The following is a 20,412-nucleotide window of genomic DNA, read 5'->3' on the forward strand; positions in this document are numbered from 1 at the left end:
CTACCTCAGCCGCCGGAAGCCCCGTGGACCAGTTCGGCGAGCCGGGCCTCGCGCTGCGAGACCTGGGTGAGCAACTGCTCGGCGATCTCGTTGAGCAGCGCGTCGGGGTCGTCGGGGGCGAGCTTCATCATCTGCCCGATGGCGCTGTCGTCGAGTTCCGCGGCCAGCGCCGCCAGCTTCTCCTTGCGCTCGGCGAGCCACTCCAGCCGGGCGTAGAGCACCTCGGCCTCGCTCGGCAGGTCCGCCACCGGCACCGGACCGGCCTCCCACTCCGCGGCCAGCTCCCGCAGCCCCTCCTCGTCGGCGTACGCGTACGCCTCGTTGACCCGGGCGATGAAGCCGCTGCGGCGCTCCTTCTCGGCGTCGTCCTGGGCGAGGTCGGGGTGGGCCTTGCGGACCAGTTCGCGGTAGAGCCGCTGGGCCTCCTTGCCCGGGCGCACCCGGCGCGGCGGGTTGGGGTCCTCCACCGGCCGCACCCCGTCGGCGCCGAGCAGGCCGCCGAACAGCTCCTCGACCCCGGGCATCGGCATCACCAGGGCGCGCGCCTCCCAGGCCCGCTCGATGTCGGCCCGGTCACCGCTGTGCGCGGCGACGGCCTCCGCGATCAGCGCGTCCAGCTCGTCCAGCCGCGCGTACATCGGGCCGAGCCGCTGGTGGTGCAGCCGGGAGAAGTTCTCCACCTCGACCCGGAAGGTCTCCACCGCGATCTCGAACTCGATCAGCGCCTGCTCGGCGGCGCGCACCGCCTTCGCCAGCCGCTCCTGGCCCTCCGGGTCCACATGCACGGCGCCGTCCGCGGCCGCGGCAGCCGCCGCTGCGGCGGCGGACGGATCGGCGGAGGCGGCGGACGGGGCGGCGGACGGTCCGGGTCCGGAGGTGTTCGTCACCCGGATAGCGTAGGCCCTCTACGGTCGATCTTCGCTGGAGTGCGGTCACGGGCGACCGCGGGCTACGCACCTGCCGGGGCGGTGGGCGGGGACTTCCCGGGCGGAAGAGCCGGCCGCGCGGGTCGCCCGTACGAGTCAACCGGTCGGGGCGCCGGCGGCGACAGCCCAGGCAGACCGCGGGAAGCGGGCCCGGCCGGGCACCGGTGTGCGGGTGGGCTCACGGGGCCCGGGCCCCCGGCGTCGCCACCGCGCCCGCCGCCGTCCGTCCGCGGCCGATCGCCGTCAGCGAACGGACCGTCAGCATCCCGCGAGCGGGCGCCAATCCGGCCAATCGGTCGACCAGGCCGGACGTTTCGTGCTTGCCTTGAAAGCCGACCCTACTCAGCGCGGAACCTCAGCGCCGGACCGCAGGTGCACGACGTTGGACGAGATCACCGGGCATCCCGATGCCACCGAGCCGGACCATCACACCGACCGCTCCGACCGCACCGAGCCCTTGCCGGGCCCCGGCACAGCGGTGCCCGCGATACGGCCCGCGCCGCTGCCGTCCGCCCGCACGGCCGCGTCCGTACCCGTGCCCGCACCCACGCCCGTCCCGGCACCGGCGATCGCGCCCGCACCCACGCCCGTCCCAGCACCGGTGACCGCGCCCGTCGCCGCGCCGATCACCGCGGCCGCACCGGTCACCCCGGGTCTGGCCGCCCTGCTGCGGCTCGCCGTGCTCTGCGTGGACCCCGACGGCCGGATCTCGTACTGGAACCGCGGTGCCGAGGAGCTGTTCGGCCACCGCTGGGAGCACGTCTTCGGCCACCGCGCGGCCGGTCTGCTGAGCACGACCCGCCCGGCCGCCGGGCATACGGACAAGCGTCCCGCCGCGGCCCGCCAGGACACCCTGGAACTGCTGGACGACCTCACCGTCTCCTCCTGGGCCGGGGCGCTGGCCGCCACCGACCGCGACGGCACCGTGAAGGACGTCCTGTGGTGGACGTACCGGCTGGTGGAGCCGGGCGGCCGGAGCATGCTCGCCATCGCCACCCACGCCAAGCCGCTGCGCACCGGCGGGCTGCGGATCGCGCTCGGCGGGCGACTGCTGCCGTACGGCGCGGAGGGTCCGCAGCGCCAGGACATCGCGGTCGCCGCCGTGCTGGCGCCGAGCGCCGATCCGGCCGTGGGCCAGGCGCTCGCCGGGCGGCTCGCCGACGTGCTGCCGGGCGCCAGCCCGGGTCGGCTGGACCGGATCGTCCGGCAGATCGCGGCCCTCGGCCACCCCGCGCTCGACGTCGAGGACGGCGCCCGGCTGCCGGTGGTGCCGCACGAACGCGCCCGGCTCGCCGCGGCCGCCCGCGCCGAGACCGCGGTACGCAGGGAACTGCTGCCGGGCGACCACCGGGCAGGCGCCGCCCCGCACCCGGCCGGGCCCACCACCAGCGGTACGGCCACGGGGGCCGGCGACCTGTCCAGCGCGTCGGCGCTGACTGCGGTGCCGCTGCCGTCCCTCACGTCGTACGCGTCCTACCCGCTGTCCACGGTCGGGGCGCCGGCGGACGACGGCGCCCCAACGGACACGGCAGTACCGGGAAGACCGGCAGGACCGGGAAGACCGGAAGGCGCGGGAAGACCGGAAGGCGCGGCTGGACCGACGGACACATCCGTACCGTCCGATCATCGGACCGGAGACCAGGCCGCCGACCCCGCCGGCACCGCCCGCTCCGACCTGCTCGGCCCCGACCTCGGCCGCCCCGACCCCACCGCCGCGATCCCCCACCCCGCCGGCAACGCCCTCGACGAGCAACTCGCCCTGCTCCGGGCCGCCGGCTCGATCGTCGGCTCCACCCTCGACCTGGACACCACCGCACGCGAACTCTGCTCCGTCACCGTGCCGCGCTTCGCGGACCTCGCCTCGGTGCTCGTGGTCGACCAGCTCTTCTCCGACACCGAGCCGCCCAAGGACGACCGCCCGTCCGACACCGTGCTCGTCCGCCGGGTCGCCACCGCCCTGCCCGGCCCGCCCGGCGCCTGGGAGACGGCGATCCCCGAAGGCGAGTTGATCGCGCTGCCCGCCGGCGACATGGTGCCCCGGCTCGGCGACCCCGTCCTGGTGCCCGTGGTCGACCCCGCGCTCTCCCCGGACATCGCACTCGACTTCGGGGTTCCGGCGCTCGGCCCGCTGATGGCCGGCCATTCCCTGATCGTGGCGCCGCTGACCGCCCGCGGCACCGTGCTCGGCCGGGTCTACTTCCTGCGGGGGCCCGGCCGCCGCCCCTTCGACGCCCGGGACGCGGCCACCGCCGGCGAGGTGGTCGCGCGCGGCGCCGTGCACATCGACAACGCCCGGCTGCACCGCCAGGAGTCGCGCGCCGCCGCCACCCTGCAGCGCTCGATGATGCCGACCCGGCCGCCCCGCATCCCCGGCGTGCGCATCGCGCACCACTACATGCCGGGGGACCGGCAGGCACAGGTCGGCGGCGACTGGTTCGACGCGATCCAGCTGCCCGGCGGCCGGGTGGCGCTGATCGTCGGCGACGTGATGGGCCACGGACTGCAGGCGGCCGCCGTGATGGGGCAGTTCCGTACCGCCGTGATCACCATGGCCGGACTCGACCTGCCGCCCGCGCAGCTGCTGCGCCACCTCGACAACCTCGCCCACCGCCTGGGCACCGAACACCTCGCCACCTGCGTCTACGCGGTGTACGACCCGATCCACCGCACCCTCACCCTCGCCAACGCCGGCCACATCCCGCCGGTGCTGGCCGGCTCCGACGGCCACGGCGAACTGCTGCGCATCCCCGGCGGAGCGCCCATCGGGGTGGGCGGGGTGCCGTTCGAGACCGTGGAGATCCCGGCGCCGGACGGCAGTTGGCTGGTGCTGTGCACGGACGGGCTGGTCGAGGTGCGCGGGCAGGGCATCGACGCCGGGCTCGCGGCCCTGTGCGCCAACGTGATCGAGCCGCAGCAGTCCCCCGAGGAGGTGTGCGCGCAGATACTCGCCCGGGTGCACTCCGACGACCGCAGGGACGACGTGGCCCTGCTCGTCGCCCGCTTCGAGGGCGTCGCCCCGCGCGACGTGGTCCGCTGGACCCTGCTGATCGACTACACCGAGGTGGCCAGGGCCCGCGAGCTGACCCGCCGCCAACTCGCCGAGTGGGGCCTGGAACACCTCGGCGACGTGGCGGAACTGCTGGTCAGCGAGCTGGTGACCAACGCGATCAAGGCCGCCTCCTACGAGGTCGAGCTGCGCCTGATGCGGGTCGGCAAGCTGCTGGTCGAGGTGAGCGACGACAACCACAACCTGCCGCAACTGCGCCGCGCCGAGGCGGACGACGTGCGGGGACGCGGGCTGGCGCTGGTCTCGAACCTGTCGCGGCGCTGGGGGACCAGCCGGAAGGCGGTCGGCAAGGTGGTGTGGTTCGAGCTGCCGCTGCCCTCCTGATATCGTTGTAATATACAACTCTTGCGCTGCCGATCACTCGCGATCGCGGCCGTACCAGGCAGGAGCGTGACCGCGATGTCAGCAGCAGCGACCCCCGCCCGGCCGGCCGAGGCCGTCGCGTCGCTGGAGACCATCCAGCGCGAGCTGACCGCGTTCGCCCGGCGGGCGCGCGCCACCGCCGCGCGCATGCACCCCGAACTGTCCCTGGTGGCGTACACCATCCTCGCGCACCTGGAGGAGCAGCAGGGCTGCCGGGCGACCGACCTCGCCGCGCACTACCTGCTGGACAAGTCGACGGTCAGCCGCCAGGTGGCGGCCCTGGAGCGGGACGGCTTCCTGGAACGGCGGACCGACCCGACCGACCACCGGGTCCAGGTGCTGCACCTCGCACCGCACGGCGTGGAGACCCTGGCGGCGGCACGGGTACGGCGGCAGGAGACGTTCAAGGAGCGCCTGTCGGCGTGGGACCCGGCGGACCTGGCCCGGTTCGCCGACTACCTGGTGCGTTACAACGAGGACGCGGCGACGCAGTCGTAGCCGACCCGGCGGCGCCCCGCGTTCACGCGGCGGCACATCGGCCCGGGTTCACCCCGCGGCGCACTCGCCCGAGTCCGCCACCGCGCCGACCGTCCCCACGGCGCCCATCCCGTCCACCGCATCCGCGGCGACCGGGTCCGGCTCGGTGCAGGGCACGTCCGGCAGGTACTTCTCGGCCCACCGGGTCAGCTCGCCCAGCGCCGGGCGGATGGCCAGCCCCGCCTCGGTCAGCCCGTAGCTGACCCGCAGCGGCGGACCCGGATCGACCTCGCGGACCACCAGGCCCGCGTCGGCGAGTTCGGTCAACCGGTCGGAGAGCATGCGCTCGCTGATCCGGGGAATGGCACGGCGGATCTCGGCGAAGTACGCGGGGCGGTGTGTGAGCACGGCCACGATCAAGCCGGTCCATCGCTTGCCGAACAGCTCGAAAACCCTGGTCAGGGCCACATCCACGCCCCGACAGGGAGTACCCGGGCGCACTTGCTGTCCCCGTTCCATGAACACAGCGTACTCCGTCGGCGGGGTAGTGCTGCAAAAAAGTAAGTCTCTGTGTTAAAAATAGCTACGTACGAACTTGCGGCGGTGCTGACGTCGGAGAACGTCGTCGGAGCGCCGTGCCGCGCGCTACTCCCCCGCCCCTGTCCCCCCTTTACGACGAAGAGGCTCAACCCCCATGGCCACTCTGCTGCACATCGACTCGTCCGCCTTCCAGGACTCCTCCATATCCCGCGAGGTCACTGCGACCTTCCGCAAGGAGTGGGAGGCCCAGCACCCCGGCGGCACCGTCGTCTACCGCGACCTCGCCGCCCACCCGCTTCCGCACCTGACCGCCGACGGCATCATCAGCACCAACGTCCCGGCCGAGTCGCACACGCCGGAGCAGGCCGCCGCGGCCGCGCTGCGCGCCGAACTCGCCGACGAGCTGGAGCAGGCGGACGCGATCCTCATCGGCACCCCGATGTACAACTTCACGATCCCGTCCAGCCTCAAGGCGTGGCTGGACCAGGTGATCATGGTCGGCAGGACCGCGGGCGAGGGCGGCTCGGTGGCCGGCAAGCCCACCACGGTGGTGGCCGCGCGCGGTGGCGGCTACGGGCCGGGCACGCCGCGCGAGAGCTACGAGTTCCTGACCACGTACCTGGAGAAGGTGCTGACCGGGATGCTCTCGCTGGACGTCGACTTCATCATCCCCGAGCTGACCCTGGCCCGGGTCAACCCGGCGATGGCCTCGCTCGTCGACGCGGCCGACGCCTCGCGGGCCAAGGCGCACGAGGACGCGACGGAGAAGGCGAAGGCGCTCGCGGCGCGCTTCGCGGCGTAGCTCGCGGCCGGGGTGCCCGCGCCGTCAGGGGCGGTGGGCGCCACGCGCAAGCGGGGTCGCGGTCACCGGTGTGCGAACAACCGGTGACCGCGACCCCGCGATCTGCTTCTGCCGGACCGCTGGAGCGGTGGCCGGTGGGACCTCGTGAAGGCCCCGCCGGGAACCCGTCAGTCCCTCGGCACCAGCCTCGTCAGAGGTTGACGCCGAAGTCCTGGGCGATGCCGCGCAGGCCCGAGGCGTACCCCTGGCCCACCGCGCGGAACTTCCACTCCGCACCGTTCCGGTACAGCTCACCGAAGACCATCGCGGTCTCGGTGGAGGCGTCCTCGGTGAGGTCGTAGCGGGCGATCTCCGCGCCGCCCGCCTGGTTCACCACGCGGATGAACGCGTTGCGCACCTGGCCGAAGCTCTGCTGCCGGGTCTCGCCCTCGTAGATCGAGACCGGGAAGACGACCTTGTCCACCTCGGCCGGAACGGTGGCGAGATTGACCTTGATCGACTCGTCGTCGCCCTCGCCCTCACCGGTGAGGTTGTCGCCGGTGTGCTCGACGGAGCCGTCCGGGCTCTTGAGGTTGTTGAAGAAGACGAAGTGCTTGTCCGACACGACCTTGCCGGAGGCGTCGAGCAGCAGCGCACTCGCGTCGAGGTCGAAGTCGCTGCCGGTGGTGGTCCTTACGTCCCACCCCAGGCCGACGGTGACCGCCGTGAGTCCGGGGGCCTCCTTCGTCAGCGAGACATTGCCGCCCTTGGAGAGGCTGACACCCATGCTGGATCTCCCTGCTCGGTTCGGCGCGGGCCGCGCCGCTTGACGATTGCTTTGCCCAATCCGTCCAACGGACACCACCCTGCACGGGTTCCCGCCCCGGTGCCACCGATGCGTCCGACAGGGCTCCGCCTCCGGCCGCGTTCCGCACCGGCCCCCACCGCGCCGCCCGCGGCCACCGGGCCGGCGGCCTTTTCACCCGCTTGACACTCGCTTCATCGGTCTTCGCTGAGATGGGCCCCGCGCCGCCCGGGCGCAGCCGCACCGCCCGCACCCGTGAGGCAGGGGTCGTATGAAGCGCACGCCGGTCCTGGAGTCCAGCGCCGAGGCCCGCGCGGCCACGATCCGGGGAGCCCGCCTGGACTCGCTGACCGGCATCCGCTGGTTCGCCACGCTGGGCGTCTTCCTCTCCCACGTCGGCATCCTGATGCCGCTGCCGCACACCCGGGGCCTGTTCTCGCTCGGCGAGTCGGGCGTCTCCCTGTTCTTCGTGCTCTCCGGCTTCGTGCTTTTCTTCGCGCTGCTCGTCGCCGCCCTGGCCCAGCAGGACCTGTCCGGCGGCCCGTCCTTCCTGCGCGGCCGGCCGCTGGTCCGGCTGGGCCAGTGGTCGTACGCCTTCTACCTCTTCCAGTTCACCGTGCTGCTGCCGCTCGCCCTGGCGGCCAACCCCGGGCGCCAGGTGGCCGACTTCTTCACCGACCCGCTGGCGCCCAAGGCGTCGTACACCGGCTACGCGGTCCTCGCCCTGGCGATCACCGTGGCTGTCTCGGCCTTCTTCTACCGCTTCGTCGAACACCCGCTGGAACGGCGGCTCCGGCACCGGCTGAGCACACCGACCGAGCCCGCGCACCGCCGCGTCCCACCGCCCGAACCGTCCGATGACCCGACACCGTCCAAGGGGATTGCATGAGCGAGACCGCGACCACGCCCACGGCGCGGGAGGCAGCGCCCTTCCCGCAGGACAGAACCTGCCCCTACCAACCGCCGGGCGGCTGGTCCCCGCGTTCTCGCTGCCGGTGCCCTCCCGGGTGATCTGCGAGGTGCTCGGCGTGCCCTGTGCCGACCACCTCTTCTTCCAGGAGTCCAGCCAGAACCTGGTGCAGGCCGACAGCCCGGAGCAGGCGCTCCAGGCGGTGGGCGAACTGAGCATCTACTTCGACGAGATGATCTCTGACTACCTGGTCAAGCCGGGACCGGGGATGATCGAGCGGCTTCCGGGCCTGCGGCTCGCGGTGGACGTCGACCGGCTCAGGCCGCGTGACGGCGGCACCGTGCAGGGCGTCAACGAAGTGCCTGTCACCTGGGGAGGCCGCTCATGACCGCGCAGCAGGACCAGGCCGGCACCGAGGTGCCGCGGCTCCGGATCGAACTGCGCGCCGAACACTGCGTGGGGGCGGGGCAGTGCGTGCTGGCGGCGCCGGAGGTCTTCGACCAGGACGAGGAGGGCGTCGCGGTGGTGCTGGACGAGCAGCCCGGCCCCGCGCACGAGGACGCCATCCGCGAGGCCGTGGACCTCTGCCCCTCCAGCGCGCTGCGGCTGCTGCGCTCCGCGGCCACGGACTGAGCGGCGACCGGGGACCGAGCGGTGGCCACGGACCTCCCCGGCCGGGCCGACCGGCCGCGTCGCGCCGCACGCGACGGGCCGGTCGGCCCGGTCAGCGCGAGGTCACGTTGGCCAGGATGCGGTCCAGCAGTGTGCCGAGCAGCTGGATGTCGTCGCCGCTCAGGCCCGCCAGCATCTGCTCCTGGCTCTTGAGGGCGACCGCCTCGATCGCCGTGCACATCTGCTCGCCCTCGGGCGTCAACGCCACGGTGGCCGCCCTGCGGTCGCTGCCCTCACGGTTCCTGGCGACCAGGCCGCGCCGCTCCATCGCCTCCAGGTGCCGGGAGAGGGTCGGTCCCTCGATGCTGAGGAACTTCGCCAGCGCCCGCTGGATCATCGGGCCCTCCAACTTGAGGGTGGCGAGCGTCGTCCATGTGGCGAAGGTGGCCCCGGACTGGCTCAGCTCCTCCTCGAAGAAGGTGCGGCTCTCCTTGGCGACCAGCCTCAGCTTGGGGGCGATGCTCTGGCGCAGCCACACCGGGCCGGCCTCGGACGGCGACGGTTCACCCGGCGCCTTCGACTGCCTCGCCACGCTCTTACCTCCGCTCGTCGGCCACCACCAGGAAACTTATACCCGCAGGCATACGGCTCGGTGGGAGCGGTTGACCCTTCCAATCAAGCAATTGAGGATCGGGCAACCAGGGGGCTGTCGTGAGTGTCCCCGGAGGACAGCGGGCTCGTCTCCGACATCTGGGCCGAGTCGGACGCCACCGAACTGCGGAGCGCTCCCTCGGACGGCACCCCTGACGCCGTGACCGGAGCAGCCGACCGGCCCGCGCGGGCCGCCCACACCTGGGGAGTACCCATGCCCATCAAGAAAGCCGTCGTGGTCGGAGCCGGGATCGGCGGCCTGACCACCGCGATCGGCCTGCGCCGGGCCGGTGTCGAGGTGACCGTCCTGGAGCGCAGGACCGAGCCGAACCGGCTGCTGACCGGCGGCGGGTTCGTGCTGTGGCACAACGCCTTCGTGGCGTTGCGGCAAGTGGGGCTCGCCGAGCCGGTCGCCAAGGTCAGCTCGGAGATCCTCTTCCACGAGTTCCGCTCCGCGCGCGGCCGCACCCTGGCCCGCTGGGCGATCGCACCGGAGTCCCGGCGGATAGGCGCCCCCGCGGTGGCGCTGCGCCGCTCGGAGCTCAACTCCCTGCTGCTGGACCAGGCCGGCGACACGGTGCGGATGGGCACGGTCCAACCGGAGCCGCACCGCCATCGCGCTGGTCGGCTTCGCCGCCGCCATCGTCGGGGCGTACCTCGCCTGACGGCGGCTCGACCGCGCGCGGCGGCCGGCTCCCGGTGCGGCCGGGTTCCGGTCCAGCCGGGTCCCGGTGCGGCCGGTCCCGGTTCAGCGCACCGGGACGACCCGGAAGACCGGGATCTGCAGGGCCGCGCGCGCGAAGCTCTCCGGGCTCTTGTCGGCCACGACCCCGTTCTTCACGAAGATCCCGGCGCCCATCGGCACCTGGGTGGGGAACTCCCGGACGATCGCCGCGCGCTCCGGCTCGGGCACCTCGACGAGTTTGACGTGCCGCGCCCGGCGTCCGCGCACCAGCGTCCCCTCGCCCGCGGCGCGGACGTTCTTCACCCAGTCGGACTGCGGGAACGCCTGGAGGATGTACTGCTCGCCGCCGACCTTCACGGGTGCGACGGGGTTGGTGAACTCCCGCCCCGACTTCCGGCCCTTGACCCGCAGCAGGTGCATCGGGCCAACCGGCAGTCCGATGGCGTGGAAGACCTCCATCATCCGGTTGCCGAACTTCAGGAACGGGGACACCGCCGGCCTGGCGGTGGCTGTGTCTGACATCGTGACTCCTTCTGGGTTGCGGGGCCGTGTCGGGTACGGGCTCAGGCCGGGTACGGGCTCAGGCCGGATACGGGCTCAGGCCGGATACGGGGTCAGGCCGGCCTGCCGACCAGGGCGTAGGAGGTGCCGGCCGCTCCGGGGAAGAAGACCGGGCGGACGAATCCGCTGGCATAGGCCATGGTGATCACGTCGATGCGATTGCGCAGGGCGAGCTTGCCGATCACGTTGTGCACGTGGGTCTTGACCGTGGCCCCGCTGAGCATCAGGACGTCGGCGATCTCGGCGTTGGTCCAGCCGCGTGCCATCAGGTGCACCACCTCGATCTCGCGCCAGGTCAGCCGGTTGAACGCCTGGCGCAGCCGGATCGCGGCACCGGGGGTGGGCCGGCCGGCCGCGGGCCACGCCTCGGCCACCTGGTAGCCCGACCCGAGCAGCCGGACGGCCGGCGCGAGGGTGGCCGGCTCGGCGAGGTTGACGGTGACGCCGCAGACACGGGCGTGCTCGGCCGGCCGGGCCTGCTCGCGGTGCCGCTCGGCGTCGCCGGACATCGCGACCGCGATGATGTGCGGCATCACCGGGCAGCCGGCCAGCGCGTGCGCCGCGGGCACCAGGTCGGCGTCGTCGGGCAGCACCACCACGTCCGGCACCCCGCGCCGGACGTGGCGGGCCAACTGGTGCGGGTGCGGTGCGCAGCCCACCACGCGGATGCCGTCCTCGCGGTCCAGGGCGGCGGCGAGCCCGGCCCGGTTCAGCGGGTCCCCGCACGCGATCAGGACCGAGATGTGCCCGCGCTGGCGGGTGCGGGTGCCGGTGCCGTCGGTTCGGACAGGGTCCTTCATGGTTCCTTCTTCCCCCGAAGTCGGCTCAGCCGTCGATCGAGGGTCGCGGCCGAGTCGTAGGCAGATCGCCATTTACATAGCGAGCTATCTAATAGTGTTCCACGCTCTCCGTGGCTGTCAACGCGAGACCTGGCGCGCCGCGCCGACCGGGCTCCGGCGCCGACGGCGGCGCCCGGCGGATCGTGCACTGGTGGAGCGACCACGTGCCCAACCCGTGGGTGGCGCGCCGGCTGCGCGACCTCTTCGTACGGGCCGGCGCCGTCGACGTGGCGGTCCGGCTGCTGCCGGTGCAGCTCGACTCGCTGGCCGCCGCCGCGCCGCCGGCGAAGGGCCTGTTGCTCGCCCCTCCCGCTGGGCACCCGGAGCGCCTGTGCCCGCAGGTCCCGCTCACCCCGGACGAGGCCGCGGTCTGGGCGGGCCTGTCCGGCGACTCGTGACCGCGCTCCCTGATCCGCCCCGGCGCGGGCCCGGCCCGCGACTGTGATCACGCTCACCCGGAGCCGGTGACGGCAGCGGGCCGCGGCGGCGGATCGCCCCGGCACAACGCGAGACGGTCGGCATCGTGACCACGATGCCGACCGTCTCGTCTGTGTGCGCGAGGGGGGAGTTGAACCCCCACGCCCTTTCGGGCACTGGAACCTGAATCCAGCGCGTCTGCCTATTCCGCCACCCGCGCATGGGTGTTGTCGTTGGGATTCTCACACTGCCCTGGACCTGTAGGTCTTGGTGGTGCGGGAGCCCCGTCCGACATGCAGAAGATTAGCACGGCGCGTGCGGTGCAATCACATCCGTTTCGGGGCGCCCGGTGGTGGCACACGCCCGGAGGGAAGGCGGTGTGGTGGAGCCCGCCGGTGCGGGACACTGGGGACACTGGTGGGTACGGCCGGAACCCCGGACCGCGTACAGCCGCCCCATCTACCATCGCAGTGGGTAGGAGGACGGCAGGCGCGGCACGGTGTGAGGGTTGACACTGACCACCCGAGCAAGATCGGGGAACCGCCGGTTTTTCCCACGCGTGGATACGATCAGTAAGCAGTATCGGAAACGAGCCGACGGACGATCCGGAGGAGGGAGGTGCCCGGTGGGTGTGCTGAAGCGTTTCGAGCAGCGACTTGAGGGCATGGTGAACGGCACCTTCGCCAAGGTCTTCAAGAGCGAGGTGCAGCCCGTGGAGATCGCGGGCGCGCTGCAGCGTGAGTGCGACAACAACGCGACGATCTGGAACCGCGACCGCACCGTGGTGCCCAACGACTTCATCGTCGAACTGAGCGCCCCCGACTACGAACGGCTGAGCCCGTACGCGGTCCAACTCGGCGACGAGCTCGCCGGGATGGTCAAGGACTACGCCAAGCAGCAGCGCTACACGTTCATGGGCACCATCAAGGTGCACCTGGAGCGGGCCGACGACCTGGACACCGGGCTGTACCGGGTGCGCAGCCGCACCCTGGCGTCCAGCGAGTCCCAGCACGCGCAGGCGCCGCAGGGCCACCAGCCGCCCGCCGGCCGGCCGCAGCCGTCGTACCAGCAGCCGCCCGCCCCGCAGCCGTACCCGCCGCAGCAGCCGCGGCCGGCCCGGCCCGCCCCCGACCGGCACGGCCCGCCGCAGCGCCCGGCCGGCCCGCCGCCGATGCCCGCCGCGCCGCCGCCGGGCGGCGCCGCCCCGGTGACCCGGCTGCCCGGCACCGGCGTACCGGCCGGCTCCCCCGCGGCCGCCACCCGGCGCTGGGTGGAGATCAACGGCACCCGCCACCAGATCTCCCGCGCCACCCTCGTGCTCGGCCGTTCCACCGAGGCCGACGTGCGCGTGGACGACCCGGGCGTATCGCGCAAGCACTGCGAAATCCGGGTCGGCACCCCCTCCGTCGTACAGGACCTCGGGTCGACAAACGGCATCGTGGTGGACGGACAGCACACCCAGCGCGCTACGCTCCGCGACGGCTCCCGCATTGTCGTGGGGAGCACCACCATCGTGTACAGGCAAGCCGAAGGGTGAAGCGGGGGCAATGTCAGAGCTGACCCTGACGGTCATGCGGTTGGGTTTCCTCGCCGTGCTGTGGCTGTTCGTCATCGTCGCGGTCCAGGTCATCCGGAGCGACCTGTTCGGGACCCGGGTGACCCAGCGCGGCGCGCGCCGGGCCGACGACCGGTCCCGCCCGCCGCAGCAGCGCCAGCAGCAGGTGCAGCAGCCCCGCCAGCAGCCGCAGAACAACCGCCAGCGACGCGGCGCCCCCACCAAACTGGTGGTCGCCGAGGGTTCGCTGGCCGGCACCACAGTGGCACTCCAGGGCCAGACCATCACCCTGGGCCGAGCGCATGACTCGACGATTGTGCTCGATGACGACTACGCGTCCAGCAGGCATGCCAGGATCTACCCGGACACCGACGGCCAGTGGATCGTCGAGGACCTGGGTTCCACCAACGGCACCTATCTGGACCGTAACCGGTTGACCACGCCCACCCCGGTCCCGCTGGGCGCGCCGATCCGCATCGGCAAGACCGTCATCGAGCTGCGGAAGTAGTCGCACAATGGGGCAGCGAAGCCACGACGCGCGAGCGAGAGGGTGGGCAGCGTGCGGATGTACCCGGAACCGACGGGGGAGGTACGCATGTCATTGAGCCTGCGTTTCGCCGCCGGTTCACACAAGGGCATGATCCGCGAGGGGAACGAGGACTCCGGCTACGCCGGCCCCCGTCTGCTCGCGATCGCCGACGGCATGGGCGGCCAGGCCGCCGGCGAAGTCGCCTCCTCCGAGGTGATCTCCTCCATCGTCACGCTCGACGACGACATCCCCGGCTCGGACATCCTCACCTCCCTCGGCACCGCCGTGCAGCGGGCCAACGACCAGTTGCTGCACATGGTCGAGGAGGACCCGCAACTGGAGGGCATGGGCACCACGCTCACCGCCCTGCTGTGGACCGGGCAGCGGCTCGGCCTGGTGCATGTCGGTGACTCCCGCGCGTACCTGCTGCGGGACGGCGTCCTCACCCAGATCACCCAGGACCACACCTGGGTGCAGCGGCTGGTGGACGAGGGCCGGATCACCGAGGAAGAGGCCACCACCCACCCGCAGCGCTCGCTGCTGATGCGCGCGCTCGGCAGCGGCGAGCGGGTCGAACCCGACCTGTCCATCCGCGAGGTGCGGGTCGGCGACCGCTACCTGATCTGCTCGGACGGCCTGTCCGGGGTGGTCAGCCATCAGACGATGGAGGACACCCTCGGCGGCTACCAGGCCCCGCACGAGACCGTGCAGGAGCTGATCCAGCTCGCCCTGCGCGGCGGCGGCCCCGACAACATCACCTGCATCGTCGCGGACGTGCTGGACACCGACGACGGCGACACCCAGGCCGCCCAGCTCAACGACACCCCGGTGGTGGTCGGCGCGGTCGCCGAACACCAGTCGCAGCCCAACGACCCGCGGCACCTGGACACCCCGGCCGGCCGCGCCTCCGAGCTGGGCCGCACCCCGCACCAGGCCGGCCCGTCCGGCGCGTTCGGGCCGCCCGGCAGCGGCGACCCGGTGCCCGGCGCCCCGCTCGGCGCCTTCGGCGGCTACGACGAGGCCGACCTCGACAAGCCCGCCGCGCGCAAGTGGCCCAAGCGCAGCCTGATCACCCTGGTGGTGCTGGCCGTGGTGGCCGGCGGCCTGTACGCGGCGTACTCCTGGACCCAGACCCAGTACTACGTGGGCGCCAAGGGCGACCACGTCGCGGTCTACCAGGGCATCGACCAGAAGCTCGTCGGGCTCAGCCTGTCCAAGGTGCACCACGACCGCGCGGACATCCCGCTGAAGTACCTGCCGTCGTACCAGCGCAAGCAGGTGCAGGACACCATCGCCACCAGCAGCCTCGGGCAGGCGAACGACAAGGCCGACGAACTCGCCCAGCAGGCGGGGGTGTGCAAGAAGGTCGCCGACGCCCAGAGCGTGGCCGACAAGGCGAAGAACGCCGCGAAGAACGCGGAGAACTCGGTCGGCTCCGGCGGTGCCGCCGGCAACTCCGAAGGCAAGCAGCAGGGCGGGAAGAAGGTCACCACCACCCCGACCCCCGCTCCCGGTCCGACGCTGACGCCCGACGAGAAGAAGCTGGCCGGGCAGTGCAGCACGGACCAGCAGTAGTGCCGGTACGGAAAGCAGCAGGAAGGTTCGGCTCGTCATGAGCGCCAGCAACACCACGACGATCACGTCGATCGGCGCGCCCAACCGCCGCAACACCGAACTGGCCATGCTGCTCTTCGCAGTGGCGATCCCCGTCTTCGCCTACGCCGACGCCGGGCTCGCCAAGCACGGCTCGGTGCCCGCGAGCCTGGCGGAGTACGGCCTCGGCCTGGGCTGCATCGCGGGCATAGCGCACCTGCTCGTGCGGAAGTTCGCGCCCTACGCCGACCCGCTGATGCTGCCGATCGCGACCCTCCTCAACGGCCTCGGCCTGGTACTCATCTGGCGGCTGGACCAGGAACCCTCCATCACCACCGCCCAACTCGGCGGCCCGATGGCCCCCAAGCAGCTGATGTGGTCGGCGCTGGGAGTGGCGCTCTTCGCCATCGTCCTGGTCTTCCTCAAGGACCACCGCATCCTGCAGCGGTACACCTACATCTCGATGATCGTCGCGCTCGCCCTGCTGATCGCGCCGATCTTCTTCCCGGCGGTCTACGGCGCCCGGATCTGGATCACCATCCCCGGTGTCGGCTCGCTCCAGCCGGGCGAGTTCGCCAAGATCGTGATCGCGGTCTTCTTCGCCGGCTACCTGATGGTCAAGCGCGACGCCCTCGCGCTCGCCTCCCGCCGCTTCATGGGCCTGTACCTGCCGCGCGGCCGCGACCTCGGCCCGATCCTGGTGATCTGGGCGCTCAGCCTGATGATCCTGGTCTTCGAGACCGACCTGGGCACCTCGCTGCTCTTCTTCGGCCTCTTCGTGATCATGCTCTACGTGGCCACCGAGCGGACCAGCTGGATCGTCTTCGGCCTGCTGCTCAGCGCGGGCGGCGCCGTCGTGGTCGGCTCCACCGAGGCGCACGTCAAGGTCCGCGTCCAGGAGTGGCTGCACCCGCTCGCCCTCCAGAACGGCGGCGTCACCGAGACCGCCCAGTCCCGTTACGCCTTCGGCTCCGGCGGCCTGTTCGGCTCCGGCCTCGGCGAGGGCTACAGCCGGCTGATCGGCGGCATCGCCCCGAAGAGCGACTACATCCTCGCGACCGTCGGCGAGGAACTGGGCCTGGCCGGCGTGATGGCCATCCTGCTGCTGTACGGGCTGCTGATCGAGCGCGGCCTGCGCACCGCGCTGGCCGCCCGCGACCCGTTCGGCAAGCTGCTCGCGGTCGGCCTGTCCGGCGGCTTCGCGCTCCAGGTCTTCGTGGTCGCCGGCGGCGTCACCGGGCTCATCCCGCTGACCGGTATGACCATGCCGTTCCTCGCCCAGGGCGGCTCCTCGGTGATCGCCAACTGGGCGCTGGTCGCGCTGCTGCTGAGAATCAGCGACACCGCCCGGCGCCCGGCGCCGAGCCCAGCCCCCTCTCCCGATGCCGAAGCGACCCAGGTGGTGCGCAGCCAGTGAACAAGCCCCTGCGACGGGTCGCGGTCTTCTGCGGCCTCCTCGTCCTCGCCCTGCTCGCGCGCGTGAACTACGTGCAGTACGTCCAGGCCGGCCAGCTCTCCAGCGACCCGCACAACCGGCGGGTGGCGATCAACCAGTTCGCCCAGCCGCGCGGCGACATCATCGTGGACGGCAAGGCCATCACCGGGCACACCACGACCACCGGCAGCGACTTCAAGTACAAGCAGACCTTCACCGACGGCCCGATGTGGGCGCCGGTGACCGGGTACGCCTCGCAGGCGTACAGCACCACCATGCTGGAGGGCGTGGAGGACAAGTTCCTCACCGGCGACGACGACCGGCTCTTCTTCAACCGCACCGTCGACCTGCTCACCGGCAAGCAGAAGCAGGGCGGCAACGTGGTGACCACGCTGAACGCCAAGGCGCAGGCCGCCGCGTACAACGGGCTCGGCAAGAAGAAGGGCGCCGTGGTGGCGCTCGACCCGCGCACCGGCGCGATCCTCGCGATGGCCAGCACCCCGTCGTACGACCCCGGCTCCTTCGCGGGCAACTCGCTGACCGACGAGAAGAACTGGAACGCGGTCGCGAAGAAGAACGACCCGAACGACCCGACGCTGAACCGGGCGCTGCGCCAGACCTACCCGCCCGGCTCGACGTTCAAGCTGGTCACCGCGGCCGCGGCGCTGCAGAACGGCAAGGTCAGCGACATCGACAAGGACACGAACTCCCCGGACCCGTACATCCTGCCGGGCACCACCACCCCGCTGCCGAACGAGGGCAACATCCCCTGCAAGAACGCGTCCCTGCGCAAGGCGCTGAGGTACTCGTGCAACAGCGTCTTCGGCAAGCTCGGCGCCGAGGTGGGGCTCAAGGACATGGTCGACGAGGCCCAGCAGTTCGGCTTCAACAAGGAGCAGTTCGTCCCGGTCCGCGCGGACGCCAGCAACTTCGACACCGAGATGAGCCCCGACCACGTCGCGCAGTCCTCGATCGGCCAGTTCGACACCACGGCCACCCCGCTGCAGATGGCGATGGTCGCCTCCGCGATCGCGAACAACGGCAAGCTGATGCAGCCGTACGAGGTCGACAAGCTGGTCGCGCCGAACCTGAGCACCATCGCGCAGACCAGCCCCAAGCAGATGAGCCAGCCGCTGTCGGCGGAGAACGCGCAGAAGCTCCAGTCCATGATGGAGACCGTCGTCGACTCGGGTACCGGCACCAACGCCAAGATCCCCGGCGTCAAGGTGGGCGGCAAGACCGGTACCGCACAGCACGGCATCAACAACCAGGGCACGCCGTACGCCTGGTTCGTCTCCTACGCGATGACCGACCAGGGATCGCCGGTCGCCGTGGCGGTCGTGGTCGAGGACGCCGCCGCCAATCACGACGACGTCTCCGGTGGCGGCTTCGCCGCTCCGATCGCCAAGGACGTCATGGAAGCGGTGCTCAACAAGTGAGAGACACGTCACGTCCGGATTGGGTCGCAGCCAGATACCGGTCGGATATCAGCGGACCGCTGAGCCGAATGTGCGCGCCGCGCGCCCGGTAGCGTATCTCCGAGCAGGCGTAGGGCACAGGTTCACATGTCGGGTTGAGCTTGGGACAGCGGGATTGAGGAGAGGGCAGAGCTATGGAAGAGCCGCGTCGCCTCGGCGGCCGGTACGAGCTGGGCTCGGTGCTCGGCCGCGGTGGCATGGCCGAGGTGTACCTCGCCCACGACACGCGCCTCGGCCGTACCGTTGCCGTGAAGACGCTACGGGTGGACCTCGCCCGTGATCCGTCCTTCCAGGCCCGGTTCCGCCGTGAGGCCCAGTCGGCCGCTTCTCTGAACCATCCCTCGATCGTCGCCGTGTACGACACCGGTGAGGACTACGTCGACGGGGTCTCCATCCCGTACATCGTGATGGAGTACGTCGACGGCTCCACCCTGCGCGAGCTGCTGCACTCCGGGCGCAAGCTGCTGCCGGAGCGCTCGCTGGAAATGACCGTCGGCATCCTGCAGGCCCTGGAGTACAGCCACCGGGCCGGCATCGTGCACCGCGACATCAAGCCCGCGAACGTGATGCTGACCCGCACCGGCCAGGTCAAGGTCATGGACTTCGGCATCGCCCGCGCGATGGGCGAGTCCGGCATGACCATGACCCAGACCGCCGCGGTGATCGGCACCGCGCAGTACCTCTCGCCCGAGCAGGCCAAGGGCGAGCAGGTCGACGCGCGCTCCGACCTGTACTCGACGGGTTGCCTGCTGTACGAGCTGCTGACCGTCCGGCCGCCGTTCGTCGGCGACTCGCCGGTCGCGGTGGCGTACCAGCACGTGCGCGAGGAGCCGCAGCCGCCGTCGGTGTACGACCCCGAGGTCACCCCGGCGATGGACGCCATCGTGCTGAAGGCGCTGACCAAGGACCCGGACTACCGCTACCAGTCGGCCGACGAGATGCGGGCCGACGTGGAGGCGGCGCTGGACGGCCAGCCGGTCGGCGCCACCGCCATGATGGGCGCGGCCGGCTACGGCTACCCGCACCAGTACGGCGACACCGCGGCCACCACCGCGATGCCGCCGCAGACCGACCCGCAGACCTCGATGCTGCCGCCGGCCCGCGACGACGACGGCGGCTATGGCTACGAGGACCGCCCGGACCGGCGGCGCCAGAAGAAGTCCAGCAACACCTCCACGGTGCTGCTGGTCGTGGCCGCGGTGCTGGTGCTGATCGGCGCGATCTTCCTCGGCAAGTCGCTGTTCGGCGGGCACGCCCAGAACGGTGGCACCGTGCCGGACTTCACCAACATCTCGATGACCGACGCGCAGGCCAAGGCGGACAACGTCGGCATCAAGCTGGTCAAGGGCCCGGCGGTCTTCTGCCCGAACGTCGACAAGAACCTGGTCTGCCAGCAGGACCCGAAGGCCGACTCCGAGATCCCGTCGGACAAGACGGTCACCGTCAACCTGTCGAAGGGCTCCGCACCGATCGCGGTGCCGGATGTGACCAACGACAAGTTCGACGACGCGAACACCGAGCTGACCAAGCAGGGCTTCCAGGTCGAGCAGAAGACCCAGACGTCCACCACCGTGGACGCCGGCACCGTCCTGAGCCAGAACCCGAAGGGCGGCACCAAGGTCGCCAAGGGCTCCACCATCACCCTGACCGTCGCGGTCCAGCCGAAGAAGGTCACCCCGACCAACGTCAAGGGCGACACCTACGACCAGGCGGTCAGCGCGCTCAAGGCGCAGGGCTTCACGAACATCACCCGGGGCACCGACCAGCCGTCCGACGAGACGCCCCAGGGCAGCGTCATCAGCCAGACACCCGATCCGAACGCGGGTGAGCAGTCGCTGGACACCGCGATCGTGCTGACCGTCTCCTCGGGGCCGCAGCAGAGCCAGCAGCCGCCGGCGACCATGCCGGGCGACCTGGCGGGCAAGACCGTCGGTCAGGCCAAGCAGGAACTCCAGGCGCTGAACCTGAACCTGCAGATCACCGCGGTCGACATGACGGGCAACCAGGCCGACGACAACGCCAAGGTCTTCCAGGTCGACCCGGGGGCGGGCACCCAGCTCCAGGAGGGGCAGCCGGTGACCCTCACCGCGGTGGGCGGAGGCAACGGCTTCGGCGGCCACTGAGAACGGCGCAGGCAAGCACGGCGAACGACGACGCAGGGCCCGCAGGCTTCCCGCCTGCGGGCCCT

General features: G+C 71.7%; 19 protein-coding genes, 1 tRNA gene and 1 pseudogene. 14 read left to right on the forward strand and 7 right to left on the reverse strand.

Going from position 1 to position 20,412, the window contains the following annotated elements:
- Positions 1-5: 5 nt before the first annotated feature.
- A complete protein-coding gene (locus OG896_RS18790; protein ID WP_402452079.1) occupies positions 6-887 on the reverse strand; it encodes a J domain-containing protein in 882 nt (293 codons plus the stop codon).
- A gap of 421 nt (positions 888-1,308) precedes the next feature.
- Here OG896_RS18790 and OG896_RS18795 point away from each other — a divergent pair, with 421 nt between their 5' ends.
- Positions 1,309-4,317 carry a SpoIIE family protein phosphatase gene (locus tag OG896_RS18795; protein ID WP_329366925.1) on the forward strand — a complete coding sequence of 1,003 codons (3,009 nt, stop codon included), beginning with the start codon at positions 1,309-1,311 and terminating at the stop codon, positions 4,315-4,317.
- 75 nt (positions 4,318-4,392) lie between these two features.
- The gene (locus OG896_RS18800; RefSeq protein WP_328466715.1) at positions 4,393-4,854 is read left to right on the forward strand and encodes a MarR family winged helix-turn-helix transcriptional regulator; all 462 of its coding nucleotides are present in this window, start codon (positions 4,393-4,395) and stop codon (positions 4,852-4,854) included.
- A gap of 48 nt (positions 4,855-4,902) precedes the next feature.
- On the opposite strand, the gene OG896_RS18805 is transcribed toward OG896_RS18800, so the two are convergent.
- Positions 4,903-5,352, reverse strand: coding sequence for a winged helix-turn-helix transcriptional regulator (locus tag OG896_RS18805; protein WP_443057080.1), 450 nt, complete (start codon positions 5,350-5,352; stop codon positions 4,903-4,905).
- A 175-nt stretch (positions 5,353-5,527) separates the two neighbouring features.
- Between OG896_RS18805 and OG896_RS18810 the strand changes: the two genes are divergently transcribed.
- Positions 5,528-6,175, forward strand: coding sequence for an FMN-dependent NADH-azoreductase (locus OG896_RS18810; protein ID WP_329366928.1), 648 nt, complete (start codon positions 5,528-5,530; stop codon positions 6,173-6,175).
- Between the two features lie 190 nt (positions 6,176-6,365).
- Here OG896_RS18810 and OG896_RS18815 read toward each other — a convergent pair whose 3' ends face one another.
- A complete protein-coding gene (locus OG896_RS18815) occupies positions 6,366-6,941 on the reverse strand; it encodes a TerD family protein (RefSeq protein ID WP_329366930.1) in 576 nt (191 codons plus the stop codon).
- Positions 6,942-7,230: 289 nt separating this feature from the next.
- Here OG896_RS18815 and OG896_RS18820 point away from each other — a divergent pair, with 289 nt between their 5' ends.
- The 3 genes from OG896_RS18820 to OG896_RS18830 are packed head-to-tail and all read left to right on the forward strand — an operon-like array spanning position 7,231 to position 8,502.
- On the forward strand, positions 7,231-7,848 hold the full coding sequence (locus OG896_RS18820; RefSeq protein WP_329366932.1) for an acyltransferase family protein: 618 nt from the start codon (positions 7,231-7,233) through the stop codon (positions 7,846-7,848).
- Complete coding sequence (locus OG896_RS18825) at positions 7,841-8,257, forward strand: hypothetical protein (RefSeq protein WP_329374597.1); 417 nt, start codon at positions 7,841-7,843, stop codon at positions 8,255-8,257. Before OG896_RS18820 ends, OG896_RS18825 begins: the two co-directional genes overlap by 8 nt.
- On the forward strand, positions 8,254-8,502 hold the full coding sequence (locus OG896_RS18830) for a ferredoxin (protein ID WP_329366934.1): 249 nt from the start codon (positions 8,254-8,256) through the stop codon (positions 8,500-8,502). Before OG896_RS18825 ends, OG896_RS18830 begins: the two co-directional genes overlap by 4 nt.
- 91 nt (positions 8,503-8,593) lie before the next feature.
- On the opposite strand, the gene OG896_RS18835 is transcribed toward OG896_RS18830, so the two are convergent.
- Positions 8,594-9,073 carry a MarR family winged helix-turn-helix transcriptional regulator gene (locus tag OG896_RS18835; protein WP_329366936.1) on the reverse strand — a complete coding sequence of 160 codons (480 nt, stop codon included), beginning with the start codon at positions 9,071-9,073 and terminating at the stop codon, positions 8,594-8,596.
- 273 nt (positions 9,074-9,346) lie between these two features.
- Between OG896_RS18835 and OG896_RS40440 the strand changes: the two are divergent.
- A pseudogene (locus OG896_RS40440) lies at positions 9,347-9,571 on the forward strand (FAD-dependent oxidoreductase); the annotation flags it as partial.
- Positions 9,572-9,880: 309 nt separating this feature from the next.
- Here the strand turns inward: OG896_RS40440 and OG896_RS18840 are convergent.
- The gene (locus OG896_RS18840; protein WP_329366937.1) at positions 9,881-10,339 is read right to left on the reverse strand and encodes a nitroreductase/quinone reductase family protein; all 459 of its coding nucleotides are present in this window, start codon (positions 10,337-10,339) and stop codon (positions 9,881-9,883) included.
- Positions 10,340-10,431: 92 nt separating this feature from the next.
- Positions 10,432-11,178 carry a response regulator transcription factor gene (locus OG896_RS18845; protein WP_329366939.1) on the reverse strand — a complete coding sequence of 249 codons (747 nt, stop codon included), beginning with the start codon at positions 11,176-11,178 and terminating at the stop codon, positions 10,432-10,434.
- Positions 11,179-11,288: 110 nt separating this feature from the next.
- Between OG896_RS18845 and OG896_RS18850 the strand changes: the two genes are divergently transcribed.
- A complete protein-coding gene (locus OG896_RS18850; protein WP_329366941.1) occupies positions 11,289-11,615 on the forward strand; it encodes a DUF6059 family protein in 327 nt (108 codons plus the stop codon).
- Positions 11,616-11,770: 155 nt separating this feature from the next.
- Here OG896_RS18850 and OG896_RS18855 read toward each other — a convergent pair.
- Positions 11,771-11,854 (reverse strand) — tRNA-Leu (locus tag OG896_RS18855).
- A 405-nt stretch (positions 11,855-12,259) separates the two neighbouring features.
- Here OG896_RS18855 and OG896_RS18860 point away from each other — a divergent pair.
- The 6 genes from OG896_RS18860 (at position 12,260) to pknB (ending at position 20,347) form a co-directional block, all read left to right on the forward strand.
- On the forward strand, positions 12,260-13,171 hold the full coding sequence (locus OG896_RS18860; protein WP_329366943.1) for a DUF3662 and FHA domain-containing protein: 912 nt from the start codon (positions 12,260-12,262) through the stop codon (positions 13,169-13,171).
- Between the two features lie 10 nt (positions 13,172-13,181).
- A complete protein-coding gene (locus OG896_RS18865; RefSeq protein WP_328466701.1) occupies positions 13,182-13,697 on the forward strand; it encodes an FHA domain-containing protein FhaB/FipA in 516 nt (171 codons plus the stop codon).
- Positions 13,698-13,754: 57 nt separating this feature from the next.
- Positions 13,755-15,293, forward strand: coding sequence for a Stp1/IreP family PP2C-type Ser/Thr phosphatase (locus tag OG896_RS18870; protein ID WP_329374127.1), 1,539 nt, complete (start codon positions 13,755-13,757; stop codon positions 15,291-15,293).
- 37 nt (positions 15,294-15,330) lie between these two features.
- On the forward strand, positions 15,331-16,728 hold the full coding sequence (locus OG896_RS18875; RefSeq protein WP_328466699.1) for an FtsW/RodA/SpoVE family cell cycle protein: 1,398 nt from the start codon (positions 15,331-15,333) through the stop codon (positions 16,726-16,728).
- Positions 16,725-18,185 carry a peptidoglycan D,D-transpeptidase FtsI family protein gene (locus tag OG896_RS18880; protein WP_329366947.1) on the forward strand — a complete coding sequence of 487 codons (1,461 nt, stop codon included), beginning with the start codon at positions 16,725-16,727 and terminating at the stop codon, positions 18,183-18,185. Before OG896_RS18875 ends, OG896_RS18880 begins: the two co-directional genes overlap by 4 nt.
- A 173-nt stretch (positions 18,186-18,358) precedes the next feature.
- A complete protein-coding gene (gene pknB, locus OG896_RS18885; protein ID WP_329366949.1) occupies positions 18,359-20,347 on the forward strand; it encodes a Stk1 family PASTA domain-containing Ser/Thr kinase in 1,989 nt (662 codons plus the stop codon).
- Positions 20,348-20,412: the final 65 nt, after the last annotated feature.

The organism is Streptomyces sp. NBC_00669, from assembly GCF_036226785.1.
Lineage (GTDB): Bacteria > Actinomycetota > Actinomycetes > Streptomycetales > Streptomycetaceae > Actinacidiphila.

Excerpts from the sequence above, each read along its gene's own strand:
- OG896_RS18840 (WP_329366937.1), bottom strand. The coding sequence starts at position 10,339 with ATGTCAGACACAGCCACCGCCAGGCCGGCGGTGTCCCCGTTCCTGAAG.
- OG896_RS18875 (WP_328466699.1), top strand. The coding sequence starts at position 15,331 with ATGAGCGCCAGCAACACCACGACGATCACGTCGATCGGCGCGCCCAAC.
- OG896_RS18800 (WP_328466715.1), top strand. The coding sequence starts at position 4,393 with ATGTCAGCAGCAGCGACCCCCGCCCGGCCGGCCGAGGCCGTCGCGTCG.
- OG896_RS18820 (WP_329366932.1), top strand. The coding sequence starts at position 7,231 with ATGAAGCGCACGCCGGTCCTGGAGTCCAGCGCCGAGGCCCGCGCGGCC.
- pknB (WP_329366949.1), top strand. The coding sequence starts at position 18,359 with ATGGAAGAGCCGCGTCGCCTCGGCGGCCGGTACGAGCTGGGCTCGGTG.
- OG896_RS18870 (WP_329374127.1), top strand. The coding sequence starts at position 13,755 with ATGTACCCGGAACCGACGGGGGAGGTACGCATGTCATTGAGCCTGCGT.
- OG896_RS18805 (WP_443057080.1), bottom strand. The coding sequence starts at position 5,352 with ATGGAACGGGGACAGCAAGTGCGCCCGGGTACTCCCTGTCGGGGCGTG.
- OG896_RS18810 (WP_329366928.1), top strand. The coding sequence starts at position 5,528 with ATGGCCACTCTGCTGCACATCGACTCGTCCGCCTTCCAGGACTCCTCC.
- OG896_RS18815 (WP_329366930.1), bottom strand. The coding sequence starts at position 6,941 with ATGGGTGTCAGCCTCTCCAAGGGCGGCAATGTCTCGCTGACGAAGGAG.
- OG896_RS18845 (WP_329366939.1), bottom strand. The coding sequence starts at position 11,178 with ATGAAGGACCCTGTCCGAACCGACGGCACCGGCACCCGCACCCGCCAG.
- OG896_RS18830 (WP_329366934.1), top strand. The coding sequence starts at position 8,254 with ATGACCGCGCAGCAGGACCAGGCCGGCACCGAGGTGCCGCGGCTCCGG.
- OG896_RS18865 (WP_328466701.1), top strand. The coding sequence starts at position 13,182 with ATGTCAGAGCTGACCCTGACGGTCATGCGGTTGGGTTTCCTCGCCGTG.